This is a genomic window from Niastella vici (assembly GCF_002077945.1).
Lineage (GTDB): Bacteria > Bacteroidota > Bacteroidia > Chitinophagales > Chitinophagaceae > Niastella > Niastella vici.
In genome coordinates, this window is record NZ_LVYD01000002.1 from 62,001 (window position 1) to 87,794 (window position 25,794).

A 25,794-nucleotide genomic window follows, 5' to 3' on the forward strand; every position below is an offset into this window, starting at 1 on the left:
TTAAAACCCCGACAGGGTAACGCAAAGCTACCGCCGTCAGGGTTTTCACTTAAAATTATCTTAATAATTTAATGATAGCTTAATTACCAGCCGTTGCTTTGCTTTATAACGCCGCCGCTATTACTGATCTCCGTTGTTGGAACGGGCCAAACGTTGTGCACAGCAGGGTTAAAGGTACGGGCAGGCCAGATAACAGCGCCCGAAAAACCATGCAACGGTTGTGCATATACGGTTTGCGCATCGCCCCAGCGTACGAGGTCCCGGTGCCTGTCGGCCCATTCCCCGGCCAGCTCACAACGGCGTTGCTTTTTCAACTCGGCGAGGTTAGCACCGGTCACGGATGTCAATCCAGCGCGGTTACGGATGGCATTGATCTCTGCATCGGCATTCTTACCCTGCATCAATTCGGCTTCCGCTTTTATCAGCAATACCTCTGCATACCGTATTAATGGTGGGTTCAGGGCCGTGGTTGGGTGGTCGCCGTTCGGACTGATATAACTTCCTATTGGACTGGCATAAGAGAACGGTTCCATATATTTCCTGAACTGATAACCGCTTAAACTGTTGTTGGAACCGTATATGGTATCTTTTCCAAAGAATTTGAACGCATCACCGGGCTTCAGGATAGTGACTTCCCGGCGTTTGTCGCCGGTTTCATATGCATCGTACAATTCTTTGGTGGGTGTATAATATCCCCAGCCATTGTATTTGCCCCAGCCTTTGTTCTCGAGCATTACACCGGGCAGAATGCTGCCCCAGCCACCAGTTCCTTTGGGCGTGCTGAGGGCGCTCCAGATATATTCTTTCGTCCAGTTATTGGCAATGGTGAATACATCGGCAAAGTTGGTCAGCAAACCATGTTTATTGCTCTTTATCACCGAATCGGCGTATGATTCGGCACTGGCCCAGCTCTTTGTATACAGGTACATTTTCGACAGGTAAGCCCAGGCCGCTGTTTTATGTGCCCGGCCATAATCTTCGGCTTTATAGGTATCAAAATAAGGCAATAACGAAGCTGCTTTTTTGAAATCACTTTCTACCAGCTTATAATTTTCGCTTACATTGGCAGCCCGCACCACCGCGTCGGCGTTGGTTGAATTGTCTTCAGTTATTATAGGTACACCGGCATTATCATTACCATAGTTATAGGACAATTGAAAATACATCAGTCCGCGCAGGAAATACGCTTCGCCCAGGATCCGGTTCTTCAGCGTGGCATCCATATTAATAGCCGGCACGTGCAGAATGATATCATTGGCGCGCTTGATAACAATATACCGCATCTTCCATTGGTCGGTAAGATACGACACACCTGAAGTGGCGCTGTTGAAATTCTTTACATTCTCGGCCTTGGCATTGGAGCGGCCGGTAACCATATCATCACTGGCGTTGATATACCACATAAAACCACGGCCATAAAATTCTTCCCCGTCAAACTGCTCATACAGGGCATTGGCGCCGCTGACGGCATCGGCGGAAGTTTTCCAGAAGTTACCGGTCACCGGTGAACCTTCCGGTTCAATATCGAGCTTCTTGTCACAACTGTTCAAAACAGTAACAGCCATGCAACCTATAATGATATTATTGAGTATTTTTTTCATTTTTGATTTTCTTATGCTGTTAAAAATTAACATTCACGCCAGCAAATATTGACCGTGCCTGTGGATAGCGGCCGGTATCGATGCCGCCATTACTCATACCCACTTCGGGATCGAGCCCCTTATATTTAGTGATCGTTATCAGGTTATTCCCAGTAACGTACAGGCGCAGGCTATTGATCTTTGCTTTGCTGGTGAGTTTGCCAGGTAACGTATAGCCCAGTGTCACATTCTTTACACGGGCATAGGAACCATTGTCGAGGTACCAGTCGCTGGCGGTACTGAAGTTACCATTGGCATCGCTTAATGAAAGACGCGGAATAGTTGCATTTGGATTGTCAGGCGTCCACGCATTCTTCACATCGTTCAGCATATTGTAATTCTGACCGTTTACACCCGCCTGCATGGCCAGGTATTTAAGGCCGTTGAAGATCTTGTTACCCTGTACGCCCTGTACAAAGATGTTCAGGTCGAAATTTTTGTAGCTGGCATTGAAGCTGAAGCCCCAGGTGAAGTTGGGAAAAGCCCCCTTGCGCACAACGCGGTCGCTGTCATCGATCTTGCCATTACCGCTGACATCTACAAACTTCAGGTCGCCCGGTTTTGCATTGGGCTGAATAAGGCCGCCATTTTTATTTTTATAATTATTCACTTCATCCTGCGACTTGAATAAACCGTCGGTTGGCACTACAAAATAAGAAAGCAACGGATCGCCCACGCGCATCAGCAACGGCATAAGGGTGCTGCGGACATTGAAATCGGTAGTTGGGATGTAGGGAAGGTTATCGAGGTTGCTCAGCTTGTTCGATACTTTGGTCACCGTAGCGTTTATACTATACTGAAAAGCTGCTTTGGGGTCACCTTTATAGTCAATCCCCAGCTCGATACCCTTATCCTGCGCCAGACCCAAATTCATCCATTTGCCATCACTTACCCCATTGAGGCTCGATGGGGGGCGTTTATATAACATGCGCTCCGTCTTTTTGACAAAATAATCAGCAGAAAATGATAAGCGGTTATCCAGTACAGCTACATCTACGCCGCCATTATATTGACGGGAGTTGGCCCATTTCATGTAGGGGTTCGATAAAGCGTTCTCGGCATATCCATACACCTGGGCGGGGTCCTGTCCCAGGTAAGCCGTAGTAGGCGCCATCGGTACATTCACCGAGTTCACCGGCAAGCTGCCGAGGTTACCCAGCAAACCATAGCTGGCACGTAATTTCAGGTTGCTTAACCAGTTAATGCCATGCATAAATTCCTCGCGGCTTACAACCCAACCACCCGAAACCGAATAGTAATTCTCAAACCTGTTCTGTTTGGCCACCAGAGATGAACCATCGCGACGGCCCAAAACAGTAAGCAGGTATTTTTCCTGGTAATCATAGTTCACACGAGCCAGGTAAGATACAAGCGACTGCTCGTTTTTGTAACTGTATGGTTTAAAAATACTGTTGGCATTATCGAAGTACCGGTAAGCTACCCGTTCATCGGTAAAATTCTGCGCTTTGGCATAAGCGCCTTCGCGCTGTATGTCCTGGTAAACATAACCCGCTACAGCTGTAATATGCTGTTCGCCCAACGTTTTATTCCAGGTAAGCGTTTGTTCAGCCAGCACATTCTTGTAATTATCATTGCTGATAGCAAGCTGGTTGTAATCGAAGATCTTTCCTATTTCAAGTACCCGTGCAGTGAACTCTTTGGTGGTGGAAAAGCTTCTCGTCAAAGAGAAATTGCTGCGGAAGGTAAGATTGAGGGGCAGTTTGATCTCTACATATGGATTGATCAAAATACCATTAACAGGGTTCTTGTAATCGAGGCGGTTTAAATAAGCAACCGGGTTGATCACATCACCGTAGCTTCCGGCATAGGTAGCAGGTAAACCGGCATAGGTACCATCGGCATTATAAGGCGCTACGCTCGGGGGGTAAAAGATCGCCGAGAGTATGGCGCCGGTATAAGCGCTTTGCGTATTGGCGCCATTACCGTTGGTAAACGTGTATTGAAGGTTCTCCCCTACTTTTAACCAGGGTTTCACCTGGTGATCTGAATTGAGTCGAAAATTATACCGCTCTGTATAGGTATTCAGCAAAATACCTTCGGCCTTGCGGTAACCAAAACCCATAAAGTATTTCGACTTTTCGGTTCCGCCATTGATGTTGAGGTTATAGTCGCTCATTTGACCGCTCCTGAAGATATCATCCATCCAGTTGGTGCGGGTTATTTGACCATCAGGATAAATACTTGCATCAAAAGCCGGCGACCTTGGTTTGCCGGCATTATCAGCCGCCAGGTTCATTGCATCGGCATATTCTTTCGCATTTAATGGCTTCAGTTTGCGCCAGGCTTTTTGAACGCCATATTTGGCATCGAGCGTTATCGAAGCAGCGCCGTATTTGCCTTTTTTTGTAGTAATAAGAATAACACCACCGGAAGCCCTTGCTCCATAAATGGCAGCCGATGCATCTTTCAGCACAGAGATATTTTCAATTTCATTGGGGTTTACTACCGGCGTTCCTTCATTAACCACCCCATCAACAACATACAATACGTTCTCGCCGTTAATACCGCCCAATCCGCGGATCTTTACACTGGGCAGTGAAGTAGGGTCGCCGCCTTCATTTTGCACAATTACACCAGGCGCTTTACCCTGAATGAGCTCGGTAAAATTGTGCACGGAACGCGAGGCTACTTTATCGAGCTTTACATCTGTTTGCGCGCCTGAAACAGTGGCTCTTTTTTGTGTACCGTAACCAACTACCACAACGGTGTTCATTTGCGTTTCTTCCGGTTCCAGTTTGATCGTATTGGGAACACCAGCTTTAAGGATCACTTCCTTTAAAGTATAGCCAACATAAGATACGGTAACGGTAATGGTTTCGCCATCAGCATCGATCCTGAAAGCACCTTTCGCATCGGTTTGTGTGCCTACAGTGGTTCCTTTAATGGTGAGCGTTACACCTGGTAATGGGCCATTTTCGTCTGATACCGTACCTGTAAACACCTGGCTGCCCGATGAATAACTGATATGGTTGTTATCAGCCTGCAGACCGGTTGCATTTGACGTCAGCTTTGCTTTATCTTCTTTGTTATAGATGACGATGGTATTGGCGTGGCTTTCAAAATCAAGGCTGGTATTCTGTAATACTTTGCGCAGCGCCACTTCAATAGTAACCTCCTTTTTTTCATGGAGTGTTACGGTATACTGCTTTACTTCATTTACATCAAAAGCGAATTTCACCTGCGTTCTGTTGGCAATATCAGCCAGCACCTTTTCAAGCGGCTGTTGTTCCACATCGATCAGGATCATTTTCTTTAGCGGGTTGGCTGTTTGCGCCGGCACAGGTAATATAAATGCCAGCAAACAAAACAACATAGCGGCCCGTGAAAGCAAGACGATTGCTTTCCATCTGTGTGCAGAAGGACTCATAAAATAGTCGTTAAGATTAATTATTGAATGAAGACTGTCTGGTTATGTAACGAAAACTGAATATGATCTTTAGTGCCCAGCAGGTTCAGGATAGCAATCACTTCGGGTAAAGTGATGTCCCGTTTCACCTGCAAATAATAATCGCCTATATAATTGGTGCGCCTGTTTTCGACCTGTACCTTAAAATGATCCTGTAACCATTGTATCACTTCCTGTAAGGTGGCATTTTGCAGGAATTGTTCACCCTGTATCCATGCATTGGCTTCACCGGTTTGTACTTTATCTGTAGTAGCAGTTCCCTGTTGTTTTATATACCGCAACCGTTGACCGGGTAGCAGGTAACCTAATGTATCCTGTTGTTGATGCACCAGTACTTTTCCCGTAACCACCGATACTTTGATATCGCCGGTGTGTGCGATCATTTTTACGGAAAAGGAAGTTCCTTTTACGGTAGTGCTCACGTTATTCGATTGAACCGTGAACGGATGCGATGCATCTTTTTTTACTTCAAAGAAGGCTTCTCCTTTTCTGAGCTCGATATTCCGGTGGCGGGCAAAATTGCTGTAATACGCAATGGATGAATTATCGTTCAGCCAAACAGTACTGCCATCGGGTAAGATCTTTTTCTCCACTTTGCCGGGTGCGGCGGCTACCACTACTTCGTAAGGGCGGGTAAACCAGTAAACGGCACTGCCGCCTGCCAGTAAGAGTACCACAGCGGCGGCGTATTTTATCCAGCGGAACCGGTTCATCTTTTTCACCGGGGCGCCGGGCAGTACAGCAGCAAAAACAGCATCACGCAGGCGGCTCTTTAACAACTGACGAACAGAATCATTCGCAAATAAATAGCTTTCGCCGGCTGCAGATTGCTGATCGAGCCAGTTATACAATTCCTGCAACTCTTCTTTTGAGCAGGCATTCCGGCTGAACTTCTCCAGCAATTGATCGATATGTTCGGGATAATTCAACTTTGTTTTTTTCGAACTTCTCTATAAAGACAGGGAAAAGAGGAGGTCTAACTATTCCGCGGCAAAATATTTTCAAAAAAAGTAGCAGAGGATGAGCGTGAGCAGTTCTGCCTTCCAAACCAGGCTTAATTTTTTGACGGCGGTATTTAACTGGTTGCGCACGGTTTGTTCGGAATTGCCCGTAGCATGTGCAATCTCTGAAACTGATAACCCGTTGAACTGATGCAGTTCATATACCTGTTTCATTTTACGGGGCAGCGTATTCATCAGCGACCGCAAGGTTGATTCGGTATCTTTTTGTTCCAGCGGTGTAGCGGCGGAAAATTCGCTTTCATTATTATATAATGTATCGAGGCTGGTAACGGGGTATTTCTTTTTAGCGAGGTGATTGAGCAGGCGGTTCTTTAAGGCGGTGAACAGGTAGGCGGCCAGTGATTGCAGCTCGGGCAGTTCCTGGCGTTTATTCCAGAAGTGAATGAAGAACTCCTGCACTACTTCTTCAGCATCCTGCCGGTTCTGCAATACTTTAAAAGCGTACTGGAACAATGGTTCCCACCAGGTATCGAATAGAACCTGGAACGATTGCTGATCGTTGCAAGCAATTTTTCGCAGTAACAATTTTTCAGCGTTTCCCACTAGCAGCATTTAGTTATCGAATACCTAAGTTAATAATTGCGGCTGATTTCATGTAAAAAAATCTTATAATAGATTATATGTCCTACTATACATTTTTAGCAAGTACATGAGATCAATCATACCGGGTGCAAATTAAATCTGCTGCGGGATATCTATAATTAAGAAATTATTATCAAGACAAAACAATTGATAATTAGTTAATTTGAAGCAAGAACCCATCCCTGCCATGACAATCAACCGGCTCCTTATTATATTACTTATCACCAGCCTGCTAAGTTATTGTTCCAGCCCTACCAGACCAGGTAAAAAGGACATTATAGGTTATAGCGCAAACAATTATTGTAGGAAGTGTAATGAGAAGTTAGACTAAAGTCATGCCGGACCATGTCAAATTCCCGGGGGCAATTAATTTTAATACCTAGAAATTATAGGCCGCAACGATCACTCTTTTGTAGCTCGCTAATTGTTCGTAGGCATCTGGCGGCGGATTAAGCACTGTAGTGCGTTTGAACCCTACTGCCTTTAACAGCCATAATAAACCAGGCAGGGAAGGAACAATAGTAATGGGTGTAGTATTGGCTTCGGGATTATCAGACTGTAATTCCTGGGTTTCATCAATTATGGCCATACAACCTATAATTTCTTTATTAAACCTGTGTGAACCCCAGTCTATAACGCCTGTCATATTGGGAACGATCTGCGTTTCAATCAAACACACTTTTTCAGTTATAGCATGTGCAAAACGTAGGGCTCCCACAACATTTTCAAGATGGTATAGTATTCCGAAAAGCAGCGTAAAATCAAATTTTCCTATTTCCTGAGGTGTAAGTTTCTGAATGTCTCCTACCTTAAATTGTAAATTTTTATGCCCATACATTTGCCGGATCCAATTTGCATGCTCCACATGATCGGCTCTTGCATCTATACCTGTTACTTCCTTAACACCCTTTTGGATCAGCTGATGGGAGAAATACCCTTCATGACAGGCAAGATCAACACACCTTAAATCTTTCAATTGCCCGCCAAAAGTATCGAGGAATTCGTTCATCATTTGGGTACGCGTTGCATGAATAGGCAACGCATATTCAGGGAGGTAACTTTCTGTAACTTTTCCACCGGGTAGTTTAAACTCATAAAACCATTTGCGCCCTAAGATCTTTTCTTCCAATTGATGCAATTCGCTCATTGAACTATTTTTAAGATTTAACAAACCCCTGTTTTTAAATAAGTTGATCCAAATTACTACTATTTCCAATATGATCCAGACAGAGGCGATAAGCATAGCAACCGGATGAAGGTTCGTCATTGATATGACCTGTAGTGTAATGAGAAGTTGCAGGAGGAGCAGGGAACTGTTTACGAAAATATTATTTGAAATATTAATATCATATTTATACCTTAGCACTGCATCCAGACCTACCATTAATTCCAACCTCTTATTCTTATTCCTTTTAACCATTTTAAGAAAGCATTCCCGCCGGTAATTCTAACAACTAAACTGAAATGACTTTTGGTGTGCATACACGGCAAACCAGAAGGCAGGGTTTTTCATGTTCATACTTATTGTTATGACTACTTGTTACCTGTAACAATATGTCTAAAAGTGTAATTAAGTGAGCGTTTAAAAAACATTTTTTTACCCCCTAAACACCAGTATGAAAATCCTTAAACTCACCGTGGTGGCATCGCTCACCCTGGCAATCGTTTTATTCTTTGCCTGTAAAAAAAACGCAACCGATCCTTCTGTTGTCAGTGCCGGTAAAGTACAGAAGATCACTACCCCTGTCATTACCTGCGGTAATTCCACCCAAGCTTCCATTGAACTCCGGGTTTGCGCACCTTCCGGCGGCACTGGCCTTCCGGCAGGTTTTTCCATTCAATGGATGAGCAAGGCAGCCTATGCAGCCAATGGCAATCAGTGGTATTCTTCTGATGATGACCGGCTATGTAAAGCTTCTTTTTCAGGAAATGCTAATTTATCCAGGTATAATATAGCTGCCGGCGAATGTGTAACAGTAAGGGTTGGAGATTTTCTTTTAGATGAAGGCACTTCTACAAATTGCGGTGATAATTTGAATTGCGGAACCGAATATATATTCAGGGCTTTTGGTCATGCCACCAGTACTCTTAACAAAAGTGATGTTACCAATCCGCCACTTTCCTGTACTACCCTTAGCTGTGGCTCTACTGGCCAATGTACGTATACCCAGGGATACTGGAAAAACCATAACCCCACCATTTGTGTAACCGATGCCACAAGTCCTTTATGCATTCAATGGCCGGCATCCAGCTTTACACTGGGCACAGTGTCGTACAATGTAAATCAACTTTTAAGCATTTTCAACACCTCAGCTTCCGGAAACGGACTGATCGCATTGGCGCATCAGTTAATTGCTGCAAAACTGAATATAGCAAAAGGCGCAAATGGTACAGTTGTAGCCCAGACAATAACGGATGCAGACAATCTTATTGGCGGGTTAGTTATACCGCCGGTAGGTAGCGGCTATTTAGCCCCTTCACAAACAAGTGCATTGATAACTGCGCTTACTAATTTTAATGAGGGCGCTACGGGTCCTGGCCACTGCCAGTAGTAAAGCAACTTTTACGTGAAAAACCCATAAACCCAAAGCGGCGTGTCTTTTCAAACGACGCGCCGTTTTTTCTTCCACCGCGCACAAGCGCCATTTTTTCTTCCACCGCGCGCAAGCGCCATTTTGATAATTATGCTCAGGAAAGTTAGTGTGTATTTGCCGGTTCTTGTTTCACTTCTATTTACAGCGTGCCAGAAAGAATTACCTGTTTCAATCAATGATTACAAAACACTCGGCTCTTCTGCTCACGATCTCCTTTCATCTGCTGTTTATACCGCCCTGCGTATAGAAATAAATTACTTACCTGGCTATGAACCCGACAATGCTTCATTAAACAACCTGAGGATCTTTTTACAGAATTACCTGAACAAACCGGACGGCATAGTTATCGCAACAAACCTTATAGCTGCCAGTGGGAAAACCGCATTGAGCCTGAGTGATATTGTAGCTATAGAGAAGAAAAACCGGCTTGAATTTACTGAAGGCAATACCATTGCGGTTCATATATTAATTGTTGACGCTGATTATACCGACTCAAATGACCTGGGCATCTCTTACTGGAACACCTCTTTTTGTCTTTTTGGTAAAGCTATCTATGCAAATTCGGGGAACAGCGCACAGGTGAGCAGAACAAACTTACTAAGCACCCTACTTGAGCATGAGTTTGGTCATTTATTAGGATTGGTAGGCCAGGGCTCCCCTGAACAAAGCCCGCACCACGATGCATTGAATAGTTTACATTGCAGCAACTCCAATTGCCTGATGTATTCGTTAATAGAAACGAATCCTGTATCTGCCGTTATTCCCTCTTTCGACGCTGATTGCCTTGCTGATCTCAGGGCCAATGGCTCAAAATAATTCACAACGCCCTGTCAAGATGCGTATACCCGCCATCCACGTGGATCAGTTGTCCCGTTGTGTGGCCCGACCTTTCTGATAAAAGAAATACCACCATGGCAGCGATCTCTTCTGTTGTTGTCATTCTTTTTCCCAGGGGTATTTTGTCCTTAATGGATCGCAGTTTTTCTTCGGGATTGGGCAAGGACCTGATCCAGCTTTCATACAGCGGGGTATAACACTCAGCCACAATAACGGCATTTACCCTGATGCCGTAAGGCAATAATTCCACGGCCCATTCCCTGGTCAGCGCATTGCGCCCGCCGTTGGCAGCAGCATAGGCAGAGGTTCCCCCCTGCCCTGTTTCTGCTGTTTTTGAACTTATATTGACTATACTTCCCTTCGACCTTTTTAATTCGGGCAACGCAAAATGCCCCATCAGGTAATAATGCACCAGGTTACGATGCAAGCTTTCCATGAACTTTGTGTAAGAACCATCTTCCAGGCCAACCCCATCGTTCACGCCGGCATTATTGACCAATCCATCAATACAACCAAACTGTTTCACTACCATTTTAATTGCCTGCTCACAATCCTCGGGCCGGGTAAGCTCAGCCACTACCTGGAAGGCCTGTGCGCCCGCAGCTATTATGGCTGAAACAGCATGCTGATTATCCTCTTCATGATGGCCAACGATCACGGGTACAGCACCTTCTGCAGCCAATGTTTTTACAATTCCATTTCCTATTCCTCTTGCACCACCGGTTACGATGATGACCTTATCCTTTAATCCCAGATCCATATATTTTAAACAATAGTCTTTTTGTTGAGAGTATAATTTTTATCGCCCGAAGCACAGGCCACCCCATTTTACAGGACAAGGCGCGCAGGGAGATCGCTGATCTTTTCGCAACAAAGCTGCTCCATTACCTGTTTCAATTGCGTTTTCAGGATCGCAATGGTATGATCGCCGCCTGCCGTCCCCAATGCGGCCACCCCATACATGAACGACCGGCCCATGAAAGTAAATTCTGCACCCGCAGCCATGGCCCTTGCTACATCGGGCCCCGACCGAACGCCACTGTCCATCATGATCTTTATCTTTCCTTTGTATTTTTCTGCAATGGGTTGAAGCGATCTGATGGCCGATTGCCCTGCATCCAATTGCCGGCCGCCATGATTGGATACAATAATTCCATCCAATCCCATTTCAATGGCCATGGCCGTATCTTCTTCGCTGGCCACACCTTTCAATACAATTTTTCCTTTCCACTTATCTCTGATTGTTGCAATCTTCTCTTTGTTTAGCCGGCCTGAAAATGTGCGGTTCATAAACAACCCCAGCTGCTTCATGTTCAACCCTTTTGGCATATAGGGTTGAAGCGTGGCAAACCCGGGTGTTCCATGATATAACGTATTTAATGCCCAGTTGGGTTTACCTGCTATTTGCAACATATTTTTTACCGTCATCCTGGGCGGCATGGCCAACCCATTCCGGATATCCCTTGGCCGAAAACCAAATGAGGGTACATCGCATAGCAACACCAGCACTGAATAATTCGCCACAGCCAGTCTTTTTAAAATATCATCCCGCAATGGGTCTTCTGCCGGATGATACAACTGGTACCATGCTTTTCCTTCAGTGAGCTCACTTATTCGCTCAATGGAAGAAGTAGTAACTGTGCTTAAAATAAAAGGAATGTTATGCTGCAGCGCCGCTTTGGCCAGGATCTCCGGTGAATTGGGCCATATCAGTCCCTGCAATCCTACCGGAGCAATCCCGAACGGGGCATCGTACACATGGCCGAATAATTCTGTTTTAAGATCGGCATTTGCATAACTGTTAAGATAACGGGGAACCAGCTCTACCTGTCTTAACTCATCGGTGTTCTTATAAAGATTTACATCTTCATTACAACCCCCATCCAAATATTCAAAGGCGAATTTAGGTATGCGCTTTGCCGCTTTCTTCCTTAGGTCGTCTATTGAAGGATATTTTGTATTATATGGCCAGTTCATGATCAGTTATTCAGTTTATCAAAGTGAAACGCCCCGCTTCCAGGGAATAAAATCATCCTGCCCCAATTGCACCGCTTTAGGTATTTCTTCGCCACTGGCTGCCCTGATGCAATACTCCAGTATTTCAGCGCCCATTTGTTCAATGGTCTTCTCGCCCCTGATAATACTTCCGGTGTCAATATCAATGATATCGCTCATCCTGGTTGCCAGTGCGGTATTAGTGGCCACTTTAATGGTTGGGCACACCGGATTACCGGTAGGCGTACCTAACCCCGTTGTGAATAAAATGAGGGTAGCACCGGAAGCTGCCTTACCGGTAGTAGCCTCTACATCATTGCCGGGCGTGCATACCAGGTTCAATCCGGCCTTTGTGGCCGGCTCCGTATAATCCAGCACATCTTCAACCGGTGATGTTCCACCTTTTTTCGCTGCACCGGTTGATTTAATGGCATCGGTGATCAAACCATCTTTAATATTTCCCGGCGAAGGATTCATATGAAAGCCGGAACCGAGTTTTTGCGCCAGCTCGTTATAAGACTCCATCAGGTATATGAACCTGCTGGCAATTTCTTTATTTACACACCGGTCAAGCAGCATCTGTTCGGCCCCGCAAAGCTCCGGGAACTCTGCCAGCAATACTTTTCCGCCCAGCGCCGCCAGCAGATCTGAAGTATAACCAACGGCAGGGTTAGCCGAAATGCCACTGAAGCCATCACTGCCGCCACATTTTACGCCAATGGTAAGCGCACTGAGCGGAGCCGGTTTCCTTTCAATTTGATTGATGCGGATCAGTCCTTCAAAAGTTTTTTGAATGGCCTGGGAAATCAACTGTTCCTCACTTTCCATTTTCTGCTGCTCGAATACAAAAAGGGGCTTATCAAATGAAGGATTGCGGTTATGCAGATCGGTTAAAAAATTCTTTACCTGTAAATGCTGGCACCCCAGACTCAACACTGTTACGCCACCTACATTAGGATGGTCGGCATAGGCCGCCAGCAGGGCGCTTAAAGTGGCTGCATCCTGGCGGGTACCGCCACAGCCCCCGGGATGGTTGAGGAATTTAATGCCATCTACATTGGCAAATACCCGATCGGCACTATTGGTATTTACAGGATGAAAGCTGACGGATCCAGGTTCCTGTCCGGTTTTATAGGCTGTTAGCAGCTCTTTGGTGTAACGTTCGTACTTATTGCTTTGCGCATAGCCCAGCTCTTTGAGCATGGCATCTTTAATGATGTCGAGGTTGCGGTTCTCGCAAAAAACCATCGGTACAAACAGCCAGTAATTGGCGGTGCCCACCCGGCCATCGGAACGATGGTAACCCTGGAAGGTCCTGTTCCGGAACTGAGTTACATCCGGCGCCTGCCAGGGCTGTGTGAACCCATTATAAACATAGGCATTGGCCGCATGATGGGTATTGGCAGTTGTCATTAAAGAACCCTGCGCAACCTCGTGTTGTGTTTTACCTACCAGGGTGCCATACATGATCACATCATCTCCATGCTTCATATCATGGATAAAGAATTTATGCTTGGCCGCAATTGCATCAAGGAGCACCAACTCAACTCCATTGTGCTGAACAGCTGCACCTTTCGGCAGGTCTGTAAGCGCTACCAGCACATTATCGCCGGGATGTATTTGCAGAAATGACTGTTGACCGTTTTTATTATTCATACTCTTAACTATGTGATAATTGAACTTTTATATCCTGGGCATCCCTGTTTGCCACCAGGCGAAGCGCAAACCAGGTAACTGCCATAAAGCATACTGCCGGAACGGCATAGGCCATTTTAATGTTGAACAGGTCAGAAACCCTTCCCATCACCAGTGGCAAAACGGCTCCGCCTACAATTGCCATGATCAAAAAAGAAGAAGCCTGTTTTGTTTTTCCACCAAGCCCCGCAAGACTTAAAGAGAATATGGTCGGGAACATAATTGACATAAAAAATTGTAAGGCAACCAGTGCATAAATGCCGGCCATACTTTTATTCATGATCACTACCAACAGCAGGGTTATACCAATGAGGCTATAAGTCAACAACAGGCGGGCGGCGGAAATATATTGCATTAGAAAAGTCCCAATAAACCGGCCACCCATAAATGCAAACAAAGCTGCAGACAAATACATGGCGGCTACTTTTTCATCCATTCCAGTTACATATCCTGCATAGCGAATGAAAAAGCTGCCTACCCCTACCTGTGCGCCTACATAAAAGAACTGAGCCATTACCCCGCGAACAAAATTCTTTTCCTTCCATATACTGCCTTTATTGTCAATTTGGGTATTTTTTGATTCGGCAATTTCGGGGAGCGCCGTTTTCCAGATCAACAAGGCTACCAGTAAAACAACAACGCCTATAATAACATAGGGCAACTGAACAGCGCTGGCTTCTTTCGTAAGGTAACTGTTCAATGCTTCGGCCGGCATGCTTTGTTTCTCACTTTCTGACAGGCTGTTTCCTGATAAAATAAAAGTACCGCCTATCAGTGGCGCCAGGGTAGCCGCCAGCCCATTAAAAGATTGCGCGAAGTTGAGCCGCGAAGTTGCGTTGCTTTCATCGCCCAATGCATTGATATACGGGTTGGCGGCCGTTTCTAAAAAAGTAAGTCCGCTGGCTATTACAAACAATGCCAACAGGAACAGGCTAAAGTTCCGGATGCCTGCGGCCGGATAAAACAAAAAGGCGCCCAACGCAAATAACAAAAGCCCTAACACAATACCACCTTTATAACCATACTTCTTCATGAAAGCACCCGCCGGGTATGCAATAAGAAAATAGGCAATAAAGAAAGAGCTGTCGATCAGTGCCGACTGCATATCGGTAAGCTGACAGGCCTTTTTTAGATGTGGAATTAAAATGGGGTTCAGGTTATGGGCAAAGCCCCATAAAAAGAACAAAGATGTAATTAAAACAATCGGCAGTTTGTACTGGCTGCTTTTTTTCATATAACGTAATCGTTATCCAAAACTAGTCTTAAGTCGCTTTTTATACTACCATCATTTTACCCACTATTTACGCTATGTTATCATGCTGACGGCTGTTTTTGAATGCCGGAAGGTAGAATTATGTAAGTTTAAAAGACGATGGCAACCCCTCAGCCTTCTACCTTCTGATAAAATGCCCGGTATTGCAGCGGGGTCTTTTTAGTGATGAGCTTGAAATGCTTATTGAAATTCGAAAAACTGTTATAGCCGCATTCAAAACAAATTTCCGCAACGGGGGTTTCGCTTTCTGCCAGTAATTTACAGGCATGCCCTATGCGGATCTCAATTAAAAAGTTGGAGAATGATTTTTTGATCCTTGATTTAAAATACCGGCAAAATGCATTGGGACTTAAATGCGCCACTTCGGCAATTTCCTTCAGTGAAAGTTTATGATTAAAATGCCGCATGATATATTGACAAATGGCATTGATCCTTTCACTGTCTGAAGCGCTGAAATTTAAATAGGCATTTTGCCGGCAAATTGTTTTTGTATGCTTTGAATTGGCAATAAGGTCCATGATCTCAATAAGCAGCAGGATCCTTTTTGTTGAGGAGGCAGTCAGCAATTCCTGCATCAAATGCATAATGGCTGATTTTGTATTGCCGCTTATTCTGATGCCCTGTTTTGCCTTTTTAAATAATGTCAGTAAAATTTTATTCTCGGGCAAATTGAAAAAATCTTTACCAAAGCAGTTTTGCGTAAAATGAATAACATACGCTTCACAGGCGGAAGCTGCTTTTTTTGAAAAATATTTCTCATCACTTCGCCAAAGATGCGGCATATTTTCCCCCACCAGGATCATATCGCCGCTTTTGAAATAATGGATTGAATCTCCTATAAACTGTTTTCCGGTGCCTTTAATAATATATACCAGTTCTATTTCGGGATGATAATGCAGTTTGCTGAAAAAATACGGCACTACATCATGCCGGGCGCTGAACGAATGTTCAGGCTGCAGGTTAATTTTTAAGTGTTGTATATTATTGATGACCGTCTTTTTCATGCTTATTGGTGATCTTACATCTATTTACCCATTTTTTGATGCTATGTTAACCGGCTAACGGCGATCCTGCTTCAATCATTTTCCTGTATTCACTTGGTGTAACACCTTTTATTTCTTTAAAGAGCCGGTTAAAGTTTGACAGGCTGTTAAAGCCACAATCATATGCAAGATTTGCGATCTGGGTTTCTCCTTCAGTGATCAGCTTACACGCATGACCAATACGTATACTATTTACAAATTCTATGAAAGTTTTTTGTGTACGGCTTTTAAAAAAACGGCAAAAGGCCTGTTTATTCATACATACCAGCGCACTCACGGCTTCCAGCTGTATATCCTTATTAAAATTGGTGAAAACATATTTAAACACTTTATCTATTCGGTCATTATCTTTTTCCTTATAGGTGTTGATATATCCATCACCGGCAAGCAGTTCATACTCTTTGGTTTCACATAAAACTTCCAATAGTCTGAAAAAAACAGTTAGCTGCGGCATGCCGGTCTTCTCAATCATTTCAAATAACAACCCTTTAATTAAGTTCCTGGCCGCTCCATAAAATTTCATTCCGCGCTTTGCCCTGGCAAGTACAACACCCAGCTTGTTGCCGGGATGAAAACAGGCAAGCACGTCAACCAGTTTATCCGGATTAAAAAATAACGCAATGGAACGTGCGTGTACCTGTGACCTGTCCAGTTCAAAATAATGCTTATCATTATGCCAAACATGCGGAATATCAGAACCTAACAAAATAAGTTCGTCGCTTTGAAAACTTTCGATACTATCGCCTACAATACGTTTTCCCTCACTTTCCACCACATATACCAACTGGCATTCCTGGTGAAAATGAAACTCGGTTGAAAAATACGGCAGTTCAATAACCTTTACAGCAAAAACCGCCGCATCGCTGTTTTCGAATATTTTGGCAAAAACGGGCTTCATATCTCCTTAAAATTAGCAGAAATCCTACATCCAAAGATAGACAATTGCTAATATTCAGTAAGAAATGGTCAACCCAACGTTTGTACAACCGCCCCTGGCAGCAATAACTTTACAGGCATAACGAATTGCTTACGAATACAATTCCATGCTTTCCAACAAAATAATCCTTCTTACGGGAGGCGCTGACGGCATTGGCTGGGAATGCGCAAAAGCATACTCAAAAGCCGGTGCTATAATTTGCATTGCAGATAGAACTTCTTTAAGCGACGAAAAAATAAAGGAGTTGAAAACTGACAATAAATTATTTGTGAAATGCGATGTCAGCGACGAAGAGCAGGTCTGTAAAACAATTGAAACGGTCATTAAAAAATATGGCCGGCTCGATGCGGTACATAATAATGCCGGCATTGTTCATCCTTCCAGGCCCCTGCATGCAACAACGAACGATGAATGGAATGCTTTAATGAATGTAAATCTCAAAAGCATCTTCCTCACAACCAGGTACAGTATTGATCATTTAAAGAACTCAAACGGCTGCATATTAAATACAAGCTCTTTAGCGGGTGTTATAGGGCAGGAAAACCATGCCGCGTATGTAGCTACCAAAGGGGCTGTGAATGCCCTTACGAAAGCGATGGCCCTTGATTATGCACCATTTGGAATACGGGTAAATGCGGTGTGCCCGGCAGCCATAAGCACCCCGGCATTGGAATCGTGGAGTACGGAACAGCCAAACAAAGAACAGGTCCAAAAATATTTAGACCATCTGCAGCCGCTTGGTAAAATGCCTAAAGGCGATGTAATTGCCGATGCCTGTGTTTTTTTGTTAAGCGCTGCTGCCAGGTTTATAACCGGCTGTATAATGCCGGTTAGCGGCGGCGCCGAATTAGGATATAGAACCATAATATAAACAGCTATTTCAGCATGATCAGGAGTGTTACCAACAGGGACCTGCGCTATTCATTGGAAAATGGCGCCGGCAGCGATGCCATACATACCAATCCGCATTACTCGTATGCGGTTACCAATCTTATTAGCGGGGACCACACAGGCACCGGGTTTGCTTTTACCCTGGGCGCCGGCAATGAACTGGTTTGCCAGGCTGCCGCATTTTATGCACAGCAATTAATTGGAAAAGACATCGAAGAGCTAATGCACGGTTATGGAGAGGTATTTAAGAAGTTAGCCAATGAACAGCAATTCCGGTGGCTGGGGCCGCATAAAGGAATAGTGCACCTGGGCCTGGCCTCGGTAACCAATGCCTGTTTTGATCTGTGGGCAAAAAAGAGGAATGTTCCGCTTTGGAAATTATTGACCGGTCTATCGCCTGAAGCGATTGTGAGCCTGCTCGATTTTTCTTACGTAGAAGATGTATTGACCAAAGAGGCTGCATTACAGATGCTGCAAAATGAGGCTGCCGCTAAACAGCAAAGAATGGCTATCCTTGAAAAAGGCTATACCGCTTATGATACGTCTGTTGGCTGGTTTAATTATTCAGATTCAGCAATTGTGCACAATGCAAAAAAAGCGGTTGCCAATGGCTTTAAAGCCCTGAAGCTGAAAGTAGGTTCGGCGGCTGAAGAAAAGGATATCAGGCGGGCAAAATTGATACGGGAAGCCGTTGGTAATGATATTAAAATAATGCTCGATGCCAACCAGCAATGGGACCTGCAAAAAGCTATCCGCATTTGCAATGAATTAAAAAAAATAGATCCTTACTGGATTGAAGAGCCAACGCATCCCGATGACATCCTGGCGCACAAAACCCTCGCTGAAACAATAGCACCGGTTAAGCTTGCCCTGGGCGAGCATGTTCCCAACAGCGTATTGTTTAAAAATTTCCTGCAAACCGGCAGCGCAGGATTTATACAGGTAGATGCAGTACGGGTAGGCGGCGTTAGCGAATTTATTTTGGTGAGCCTGCTTTGTAAAAAATTTGGCGTGCCTGTAGTGCCGCATGTAGGTGATATGGGGCAACTACACCAACACCTTGTTTTGTTCAATCATATTTCGCTTGGGCATGAAGCGTTGTTTTTAGAACATATCCCCCATTTAAAAAAACACTTTGTTCACCCGGTAAAAATTGAGAATGGAGTTTATTTAACTCCACAGGAACCCGGCAGCAGTTGCGATCTAAAGTAATGAAATGATAAGCATAACAGATACTATTATAACGATTGCCTATGTTGTAATTATTGTTACAATTGGCTTATGGACAGGCACCCGCAAAAAAAAGGGAACGGCTGATTCATCGGGCGAATATTTCCTGGCAGGAAAAACATTGCGCTGGCCTATGATCGGACTGGCCTTATTTGCCACCAATATTTCCTGTCTGCATTTGGTAAGTCTTGCACAAAGCGGCTTCGACACCGGATTGCTTAATGGCAATTTTGAATGGATGGCCGCATTTACATTGATCCTGTTAGCCGTATTGTTCATTCCGTTCTATATACGGTCTGGCGTATCGACACTCCCCGATTTCCTGGAGAAAAGATATAACAAAGCCTGCCGCGACTGGCTCGCCATCATCTCTATTCTGTCGGCCATTATTATTCATATTGCCTTTTCATTTTTGGCAGGCGGCATTGTACTGAAAACATTGTTTGGGGTGAATATCTATACCAGCATCATTGTTATTGCCGCATTCACGGGGCTTTATACAGTTGTTGGCGGATTAAGAGCAGTAGTGGTTACAGAAACCATTCAAAGCATCGTCTTAATAACAGGCGCTATTATCATAACTGTTTTTTCCTGGAATAAATTGGGCGGGTGGCAGCCCCTAAAGGAAGTGCTTGCCAAAAACAATGCGCTGGATAAAATAAGCATGCTGCGCCCGATTGGCGATGCGAGCGGCATGAGCTGGCTCGCCGTATTTTTAGGTTACCCGGTTTTAGGCATTTGGTATTGGTGTGCCGATCAAACTATTGTTCAACGCGCCCTGGGAGCAAAAGATGAAAACCATGCAAAAGCAGGCGCTTTGTTTTGCGGTTTTATAAAAATATTACCCGTATTCATTTTTGTGATGCCGGGGTTGTTTGCTTATGCATTGTATCATTCAGGCGCCCTGGACCTCAGCAGCCTGCAACAGACAGGTGCAAACGGAGCACCTTTGCTCAACACAAAAGGAATTTACACCCTGATGATCACACAACTGGTGCCAAAGGGATTGGTGGGCATTCTTGTTGCGGCCTTATTATCGGGGTTGATGAGCCAGATAGCAGGCGCATTAAATTCCATTGCCACTTTAGCAAGCTATGATCTATACAAAAGGTTCAAACCCGGAACTTCCGATAAAAGACTGGTATCCGTTGGCAGGATATCCGCCGGCATAGCTTTAATTTTTTCTATCTGCCTGCTTCCATTGCTCAATCAATACCAAAGCCTCTTTGAAGGCATCAATGATGTAATTGCGCATATTGCGCCACCCATTACCTGCGTATTCTTAGTGGGGGTGTTTTGGGGAAAAGCCTCTGCAAGATCGGCGCAGCTTACGCTATGGCTGGGTTCCGTTGTAGGCGTGGTGGTGTTTATTCTGAACAAGTTAAATCCAGATACTGTAATCGGTAAAATTCCATTTATGATGATGGCTTTTTATCTTTTTTGCACCTGTGTATTCATGCAAATAATTTTCTCTTATGTCTATCCGGCCCGGCACACAGCTCAAAGCAATAAACTGTACTGGAGATCTGTTTGGGAGCCGCTGCACGCAAAAGGCTGGAGTGGTATCGGCAATTATAAAACCTTATCAACCCTGCTGATCGTATTAATGGGTGTATTGTATTGGATCTTCAAATAATTAAAATAATCTAAGAGAATGTATAAAAAATTCGTTTACTCCGCTTTGTTAATATTACTGTTCACAACAGTAAAGGCACAACTAAAAACAAGCGATGCCGTAATGAAAGATTTTATGAGCATGCGTTTTGGTATGTTTATCCATTGGGGGCCTGTTTCGTTAAGAGGCACTGAAATTGGCTGGAGCCGGGATAAACAGGTATCAAAAGAAGAGTATGACAGTTTATACAAAGAATTTGACCCGGTATTGTTTAATGCCGACGCCATTGTAAACACAGCAAAAGCTGCCGGTATGAAATACCTTACCATTACAGCCAGGCACCACGACGGGTTTTGTTTGTGGCCATCAAAGTTTACGGATTACAACATTGCCAATACCCCTTTCAAAAAAGATGTGGTTGGCGCTTTAAACGAAGCCTGCAAAAAGCAGGGAATAAAATTCTGTATCTATTATTCGGTGCTCGACTGGCATCATCCCGATTACCCCATACACTCAGCCCACAACCAAACAATAGATCCCAACGCGAGCATGAGCCGTTATATCACCTACATGAAAGATCAATTGAAGGAATTAATAACAAAGTATGACCCGTATATGCTTTGGTTCGACGGCCAATGGGAAAGCCCCTGGACGGGCGAAATGGGAAAAGACATCTATGCCTATCTTAAAAAATTAAAACCCGATGTAGTTATTAATAACAGGCTGGGAAAAGAATTTGGCGGAGTGGAAAATAAAAATATAGACCTTACAAAAATGGTAGGCGACTATGATACACCTGAACAGGTTGTTGGCCGTTTAAACATGGCAATGCCCTGGGAAAGCTGCTTCACCATTTGCGACCAATGGGCATGGAAGCCAAATGACAAAATGAAATCGCTGAAGACCTGCTTAAGCATCCTTTCAAAAACAGCCGGCGGCAATGGAAACCTCCTGTTAAACGTGGGCCCTATGGCCGACGGCAGAATTGAAGCAAGACAGATAACCCGGTTAAAAGAAATTGGGGATTGGCTGCAATTAAATGGCGCTGCTATTTATAATACATCTGGCGGACCCTATACCCCTACTGACAATTATGCAACAACCAGAAAAGGCAATAAGATCTATCTGCATGTTTTAAATACAGACACCGCGGCTATTGCATTAAAAAACCTCCCTTCACGAAAAATTGTAAAAGCACAAACAATGAAGGGTGAGGCTGTTGCTGTTAAAAACGAAAGTGAATATACTACCATAGCCCTGCCACCCGGCCTTGCCCATACAACAGAATATATTATTGTGCTGGAGCTGGATGGCAATGCGGAAACAATTCCGGTAATTGATTGATGGTATAATCAAATATGGTCTTATTTAGCGGATCACGGTTACGGTTCCTTTTATAACCTGAACCGAACCATCTGCATATTCCAGGGTGGCCAGGTAAACAAAAGTGCCCATATCAACCCGTTTTCCGTTGATGGTTCCATCCCAGCCATATTTGCGATCGTTTGCCGGCGAATTGCGGCTTTCAAATACCTTTTGTCCATACCGGTTAAATACCGACAGGTTCTTCACCTTCTTTATGTCTGAGCCGCCAATTACATAGAAATAATCGTTCTTCCCATCTCCATTTGGCGAAAAGGCATTGGGCATGGCAGTGGAGGCATTCACATAAGTGTAGATATTTATAGAAGCAGTATCTGTGCAATAGTATTCATTGGTAACCGTAACCAGGTACTTCATGGAGGAGGTGGCCATCGTTACCGGCTCTGCACAGGTATCGCAGGAAAGCCCCGATAATGGTTTCCATAAATATTTAGTGGCAATGCCACCGCTGGCGGTGGTTTTCAGGGTTATAGCCGTTTGCCTGGGCACCGTGATCGCTGCCGGGTTTGCCTTTATATCAAAGGGTTCATAATTCAGGTTGCTCCTGTTATTGTTATAATCAGTTTCTTTAAATTTCAGCTCCTCATTTACCACCGCCACCAGCTTACTGGTGCCGGGCGCACTGAATACCTGGGTAAACTCGCGGCAATCGCCAAACACCGGTACCGGCGTATAATACCTGGGCGTTAACAATACCGTTTGCGGATCATCCCGTTCGCCATTGTACAATGTGATGGGTATATTCTGGAAAACCGTATCATATCCATTATTCATACAAACTTTGAACTTTGCCAGGATGTGTTCATTATCGTAACAAACTGCCGACAATAATTTAACGGTCATATCGGGTGGAAAAATATGCACAAACGTCTCCCCTTTTAACTCGCAACCATACTGGTTCGTCATTTTCAGGCCAACCAAACCACTGTCGAGCATGGTGGCTACCGGCGAAGCACAGGTATTACAACTCAATGTATAGGCATTGCTGCTGCTCCACAGGAATGATGTTGGCGTAAGCCCTGTTACGGTATAGTAGAGATTGAACGGAGCTTTCCGGAACACCGTAGTATCTTTTGGAAGAACGGTCAATACCGGCTCAGCATAATTCATTGTATTGGTGTTATTGCTATATACGGTCTCGTTTAAACCGGTTGCCGGTGGGTATGCCAGCTGGTCTTTGTTAATTACCGCAAACAGTTTACCTGTTGCCGGTTTAAGGACGTCCTGTTCATAATTATCGCAAACGCCAGCCGAAGTGGATGGGGTTACAAAAGTGCCCAGTTTTACTGCAGCCGGGTCGCCGGGCGAACGGTCATAGAAATCAAGGGGTAACGAAGACGGAATATTTCCCTGCGGGTACGCGTTGCACAATGAGAACTTCACATGAACATTGCCGTTTCCCGAACAATCGAGGGTGTTCATCGTTACCGTATAATCGTCTACAACCGGGATATGCACCTTTACGGGCAGATCGTTATAACAGCCGTATTGTGTGGAAGCCCGCACTTTAACTGTAGTAACGGTGTCCTGGCGGTACAATGCAGTGAATGTAGTATTGATACAATTGGTGCAATTCAAATAGGGAGAAAGATCCCAGGTTCCACTGGAGATGGTACCGCCACTGACAGCAACCGGTTTCAGCACCGCCTGTTGTGTGGGCGCCAGCGTATACTCATCAGGCGTAATGGACGCCCGAAAACTAAAACCCTTTTTGATATTGATGTTATTATTAAAAGTTACTTCCTGTAACCCTGTATTGGGCAGGGCCAGCGGAATAGTTGTACCGTTATCATTCAACACCATCACCAGCGTATCTAAACCCGCGCGGCCAACATCAACTGTAGTCGAATACAAATACGATGCACATTTCCCGGGCAGGTCATCGGGCAGCAGGAAAGAATTTCCCAGTTTTTTCCCTTTACCCGTGCGGGGATCATCATCATAAAAAGATACCGGGGTGTTCTTGGGAATGGTCACATAGCCCCAGTTCTCAAACCAAAGTTCCACGCGTACTTTATTTTGCTGATAACACTCTACTTTATCCACGTGTATCACGCCGTCGGCAGTAGGATCGTCAACCACAATGGTGACGGGGTTGGTAGTATCTTCACAGGTACCGTTGGTAGCGTACAGGCGCACTTTATAAGTGCCGGGTATTTTAAAGGTGTAATCCAGTTGTTCATTGGTACTAACCACCGTTTCGGCCATTCCTTTATTATTGCTGAACAGCCATTTCCAGGAAGTGGCATTGCGCGATCGGTTGGTAAAAACAATATGATCGGTTTGTATGCCATCTTTTGAAGCGATCTTGCGTTTATCGGGGTAGAACCGCGCCACTACACCGCAGCTCACCTGGAATGCATCGGTGGTGGAAGCGCGGCAGCCGCTTGCGGCATCGGTTATCCGCAATTCAATTTTGTAGGTCTTCTTTTGAGTGACTGTCAGTTGTAATGTTTGTGCAGTACCGGCGGGCACCTCATCTACCAGCCATTGCAACGTTTGCCCGGCGCCGGTGGCAGCGGTAAAAGTGACCACATCGCCGACTACCGGATAATCTTTATCGCGGGTGAAAGCAGCAGTGATCGCAGCACCACAGGGATCATTGCAAAGCGTGCTGTTCAACATCAGTGGTAAAGCGGTGGTAATAAAATTGCGCATTCTGTCTGCCTGTCCCTGGGTAAAACCCAGGATACAGCCTGTTCCTGAACCATAATCCATAAAATTATCGGGCAGATCGGGCACATCAGTGGTAAACGGACCTGAAAGGGAATCGGTATTGCAGGAATTTTGCGGCGCGCTGCAGGCATAACCACCAGTGATCGTTCTTTCAGGCGGCGTATCACATACCATGTCGCCATCGGTTAAACAATTATCATTCTTACAATCCCTGTTGGCAAACGTATGAGCGAGGCTGAGATAATGCCCCATCTCATGAGCAACCAGATCAGTTCCCAATCCGGCCACCACCACATCGCCGCCGGCACCGGCATAGCCACCCATGGTGAGGCGGGTCCAGCTGCCGCAACTAAAGTCCTGCATATATTCAGACCGGATAGCAGATACCACCCAAATGTTTATATAACGGCTGCGGTCCCACGCGCCCAATGCAGTAAGGTCGTCACCCTCCATGTCATAATCAAAATCAGACAAATAGGAATAGGTACGCAAAATACCTGTGGTACGGCCGCCATCGGGAGCGGTTTTGGCTAAACAGAACTGGATCCGGGTGTCGGTGCGGCCACCGGCATAAGCACCCGATGCACTGTACGCTTCATTGAGCGACTGGATCGCCTGAATAACGGCAGCATCAGTATAAGCATTCGGATCTTCATTGATAATATGTACCACAACAGGAAGTGTTATGACAGCGGGGGGCGCCAGGGCGCTGGCCGTCGTATAATGTTTTTGTAGTATAGCCTGATTAATGGCCCGCTCCTTTTCGCGGTAAGCAGGATCTTTTCTCAATTGTTCGGCAAATCTGTCTGAACCACAGGGCCGTACAGTTACAGATATGGGCATACCCTCCTGGGCATAGGAGATAATAGGCAGTACGCAAATCAGGACCCAAAGCAGGATTTGGCTTTTTAACATAGGAACGGTCATATAAAGATTAGAATTGCTATTCTGGCA

18 protein-coding genes are annotated in these 25,794 nt (G+C 45.0%); 6 read left to right on the forward strand and 12 right to left on the reverse strand.

The genetic code is table 11. The features are described 5' to 3' along the window. Positions 1-83 precede the first annotated feature (83 nt). The 5 genes from A3860_RS03825 to A3860_RS03845 form a co-directional block, all read right to left on the reverse strand. On the reverse strand, positions 84-1,601 hold the full coding sequence (locus tag A3860_RS03825; RefSeq protein ID WP_081145531.1) for a RagB/SusD family nutrient uptake outer membrane protein: 1,518 nt from the start codon (positions 1,599-1,601) through the stop codon (positions 84-86). Between the two features lie 19 nt (positions 1,602-1,620). After that, entirely contained in the window at positions 1,621-5,028 is a 3,408-nt protein-coding gene (locus tag A3860_RS03830; protein ID WP_081145232.1) for a SusC/RagA family TonB-linked outer membrane protein, read from the reverse strand. A gap of 20 nt (positions 5,029-5,048) precedes the next feature. Then, positions 5,049-5,996: a FecR family protein gene (locus tag A3860_RS03835; protein WP_081145233.1), complete on the reverse strand. Its 948-nt coding sequence runs from the start codon at positions 5,994-5,996 to the stop codon at positions 5,049-5,051. 72 nt (positions 5,997-6,068) lie between these two features. Next, positions 6,069-6,632 carry an RNA polymerase sigma factor gene (locus tag A3860_RS03840; RefSeq protein ID WP_158085130.1) on the reverse strand — a complete coding sequence of 188 codons (564 nt, stop codon included), beginning with the start codon at positions 6,630-6,632 and terminating at the stop codon, positions 6,069-6,071. 418 nt (positions 6,633-7,050) lie between these two features. Beyond that, a complete protein-coding gene (locus tag A3860_RS03845; RefSeq protein WP_158085131.1) occupies positions 7,051-7,818 on the reverse strand; it encodes a class I SAM-dependent methyltransferase in 768 nt (255 codons plus the stop codon). A gap of 469 nt (positions 7,819-8,287) precedes the next feature. On the opposite strand from A3860_RS03845, the gene A3860_RS03850 reads away from it, so the two are divergent. Both A3860_RS03850 and A3860_RS03855 read left to right on the forward strand, forming a co-directional pair. Then, positions 8,288-9,223 (forward strand): hypothetical protein, encoded by a 936-nt coding sequence (locus A3860_RS03850; protein ID WP_081145236.1) that lies wholly within the window; start codon positions 8,288-8,290, stop codon positions 9,221-9,223. A gap of 132 nt (positions 9,224-9,355) precedes the next feature. Continuing rightward, a complete protein-coding gene (locus A3860_RS03855) occupies positions 9,356-10,081 on the forward strand; it encodes a hypothetical protein (RefSeq protein ID WP_143773929.1) in 726 nt (241 codons plus the stop codon). Position 10,082: 1 nt separating this feature from the next. On the opposite strand, the gene A3860_RS03860 is transcribed toward A3860_RS03855, so the two are convergent. From A3860_RS03860 to A3860_RS03885, 6 genes are all read right to left on the reverse strand, one after another. Continuing rightward, a complete protein-coding gene (locus A3860_RS03860) occupies positions 10,083-10,862 on the reverse strand; it encodes an L-fucose dehydrogenase (protein WP_081145238.1) in 780 nt (259 codons plus the stop codon). 68 nt (positions 10,863-10,930) lie between these two features. After that, positions 10,931-12,079, reverse strand: a complete 1,149-nt coding sequence (locus A3860_RS03865) for an alpha-hydroxy acid oxidase (RefSeq protein WP_081145239.1) — start codon at positions 12,077-12,079, stop codon at positions 10,931-10,933. A gap of 18 nt (positions 12,080-12,097) precedes the next feature. Further along, positions 12,098-13,753, reverse strand: coding sequence for a UxaA family hydrolase (locus A3860_RS03870; protein ID WP_081145240.1), 1,656 nt, complete (start codon positions 13,751-13,753; stop codon positions 12,098-12,100). 4 nt (positions 13,754-13,757) lie between these two features. Further along, on the reverse strand, positions 13,758-15,026 hold the full coding sequence (gene fucP / locus A3860_RS03875; RefSeq protein WP_081145241.1) for an L-fucose:H+ symporter permease: 1,269 nt from the start codon (positions 15,024-15,026) through the stop codon (positions 13,758-13,760). Positions 15,027-15,175: 149 nt separating this feature from the next. Further along, on the reverse strand, positions 15,176-16,069 hold the full coding sequence (locus tag A3860_RS03880; RefSeq protein ID WP_081145242.1) for an AraC family transcriptional regulator: 894 nt from the start codon (positions 16,067-16,069) through the stop codon (positions 15,176-15,178). 46 nt (positions 16,070-16,115) lie between these two features. Next, a complete protein-coding gene (locus tag A3860_RS03885; RefSeq protein ID WP_081145243.1) occupies positions 16,116-17,006 on the reverse strand; it encodes an AraC family transcriptional regulator in 891 nt (296 codons plus the stop codon). Positions 17,007-17,151: 145 nt separating this feature from the next. On the opposite strand from A3860_RS03885, the gene A3860_RS03890 reads away from it, so the two are divergent. Genes A3860_RS03890 through A3860_RS03905 form a run of 4 tightly spaced genes read left to right on the forward strand, consistent with a single transcriptional unit; the run spans position 17,152 to position 22,125 of the window. After that, positions 17,152-17,916, forward strand: a complete 765-nt coding sequence (locus tag A3860_RS03890; protein WP_081145244.1) for an SDR family NAD(P)-dependent oxidoreductase — start codon at positions 17,152-17,154, stop codon at positions 17,914-17,916. A 14-nt stretch (positions 17,917-17,930) separates the two neighbouring features. Then, positions 17,931-19,148: an enolase C-terminal domain-like protein gene (locus tag A3860_RS03895; RefSeq protein WP_081145245.1), complete on the forward strand. Its 1,218-nt coding sequence runs from the start codon at positions 17,931-17,933 to the stop codon at positions 19,146-19,148. Between the two features lie 4 nt (positions 19,149-19,152). Further along, positions 19,153-20,802: a sodium:solute symporter gene (locus tag A3860_RS03900; protein WP_081145246.1), complete on the forward strand. Its 1,650-nt coding sequence runs from the start codon at positions 19,153-19,155 to the stop codon at positions 20,800-20,802. An 18-nt stretch (positions 20,803-20,820) separates the two neighbouring features. Next, on the forward strand, positions 20,821-22,125 hold the full coding sequence (locus tag A3860_RS03905) for an alpha-L-fucosidase (protein WP_081145247.1): 1,305 nt from the start codon (positions 20,821-20,823) through the stop codon (positions 22,123-22,125). Between the two features lie 24 nt (positions 22,126-22,149). Here A3860_RS03905 and A3860_RS03910 read toward each other — a convergent pair whose 3' ends face one another. Continuing rightward, positions 22,150-25,755, reverse strand: coding sequence for a T9SS type B sorting domain-containing protein (locus A3860_RS03910; RefSeq protein WP_158085132.1), 3,606 nt, complete (start codon positions 25,753-25,755; stop codon positions 22,150-22,152). Between the last annotated feature and the right edge of the window lie 39 nt (positions 25,756-25,794).

What these genes read in the sequence shown, in the direction of transcription:
- A3860_RS03910 (WP_158085132.1), bottom strand. Translation starts at nt 25,755, where the DNA reads ATGTTAAAAAGCCAAATCCTGCTTTGGGTCCTGATTTGCGTACTGCCT.
- A3860_RS03895 (WP_081145245.1), top strand. Translation starts at nt 17,931, where the DNA reads ATGATCAGGAGTGTTACCAACAGGGACCTGCGCTATTCATTGGAAAAT.
- A3860_RS03885 (WP_081145243.1), bottom strand. Translation starts at nt 17,006, where the DNA reads ATGAAGCCCGTTTTTGCCAAAATATTCGAAAACAGCGATGCGGCGGTT.
- A3860_RS03855 (WP_143773929.1), top strand. Translation starts at nt 9,356, where the DNA reads ATGCTCAGGAAAGTTAGTGTGTATTTGCCGGTTCTTGTTTCACTTCTA.
- A3860_RS03850 (WP_081145236.1), top strand. Translation starts at nt 8,288, where the DNA reads ATGAAAATCCTTAAACTCACCGTGGTGGCATCGCTCACCCTGGCAATC.
- A3860_RS03845 (WP_158085131.1), bottom strand. Translation starts at nt 7,818, where the DNA reads ATGAGCGAATTGCATCAATTGGAAGAAAAGATCTTAGGGCGCAAATGG.
- A3860_RS03905 (WP_081145247.1), top strand. Translation starts at nt 20,821, where the DNA reads ATGTATAAAAAATTCGTTTACTCCGCTTTGTTAATATTACTGTTCACA.
- A3860_RS03870 (WP_081145240.1), bottom strand. Translation starts at nt 13,753, where the DNA reads ATGAATAATAAAAACGGTCAACAGTCATTTCTGCAAATACATCCCGGC.
- A3860_RS03865 (WP_081145239.1), bottom strand. Translation starts at nt 12,079, where the DNA reads ATGAACTGGCCATATAATACAAAATATCCTTCAATAGACGACCTAAGG.
- A3860_RS03825 (WP_081145531.1), bottom strand. Translation starts at nt 1,601, where the DNA reads ATGAAAAAAATACTCAATAATATCATTATAGGTTGCATGGCTGTTACT.
- A3860_RS03900 (WP_081145246.1), top strand. Translation starts at nt 19,153, where the DNA reads ATGATAAGCATAACAGATACTATTATAACGATTGCCTATGTTGTAATT.
- fucP (WP_081145241.1), bottom strand. Translation starts at nt 15,026, where the DNA reads ATGAAAAAAAGCAGCCAGTACAAACTGCCGATTGTTTTAATTACATCT.
- A3860_RS03890 (WP_081145244.1), top strand. Translation starts at nt 17,152, where the DNA reads ATGCTTTCCAACAAAATAATCCTTCTTACGGGAGGCGCTGACGGCATT.
- A3860_RS03860 (WP_081145238.1), bottom strand. Translation starts at nt 10,862, where the DNA reads ATGGATCTGGGATTAAAGGATAAGGTCATCATCGTAACCGGTGGTGCA.
- A3860_RS03880 (WP_081145242.1), bottom strand. Translation starts at nt 16,069, where the DNA reads ATGAAAAAGACGGTCATCAATAATATACAACACTTAAAAATTAACCTG.
- A3860_RS03830 (WP_081145232.1), bottom strand. Translation starts at nt 5,028, where the DNA reads ATGAGTCCTTCTGCACACAGATGGAAAGCAATCGTCTTGCTTTCACGG.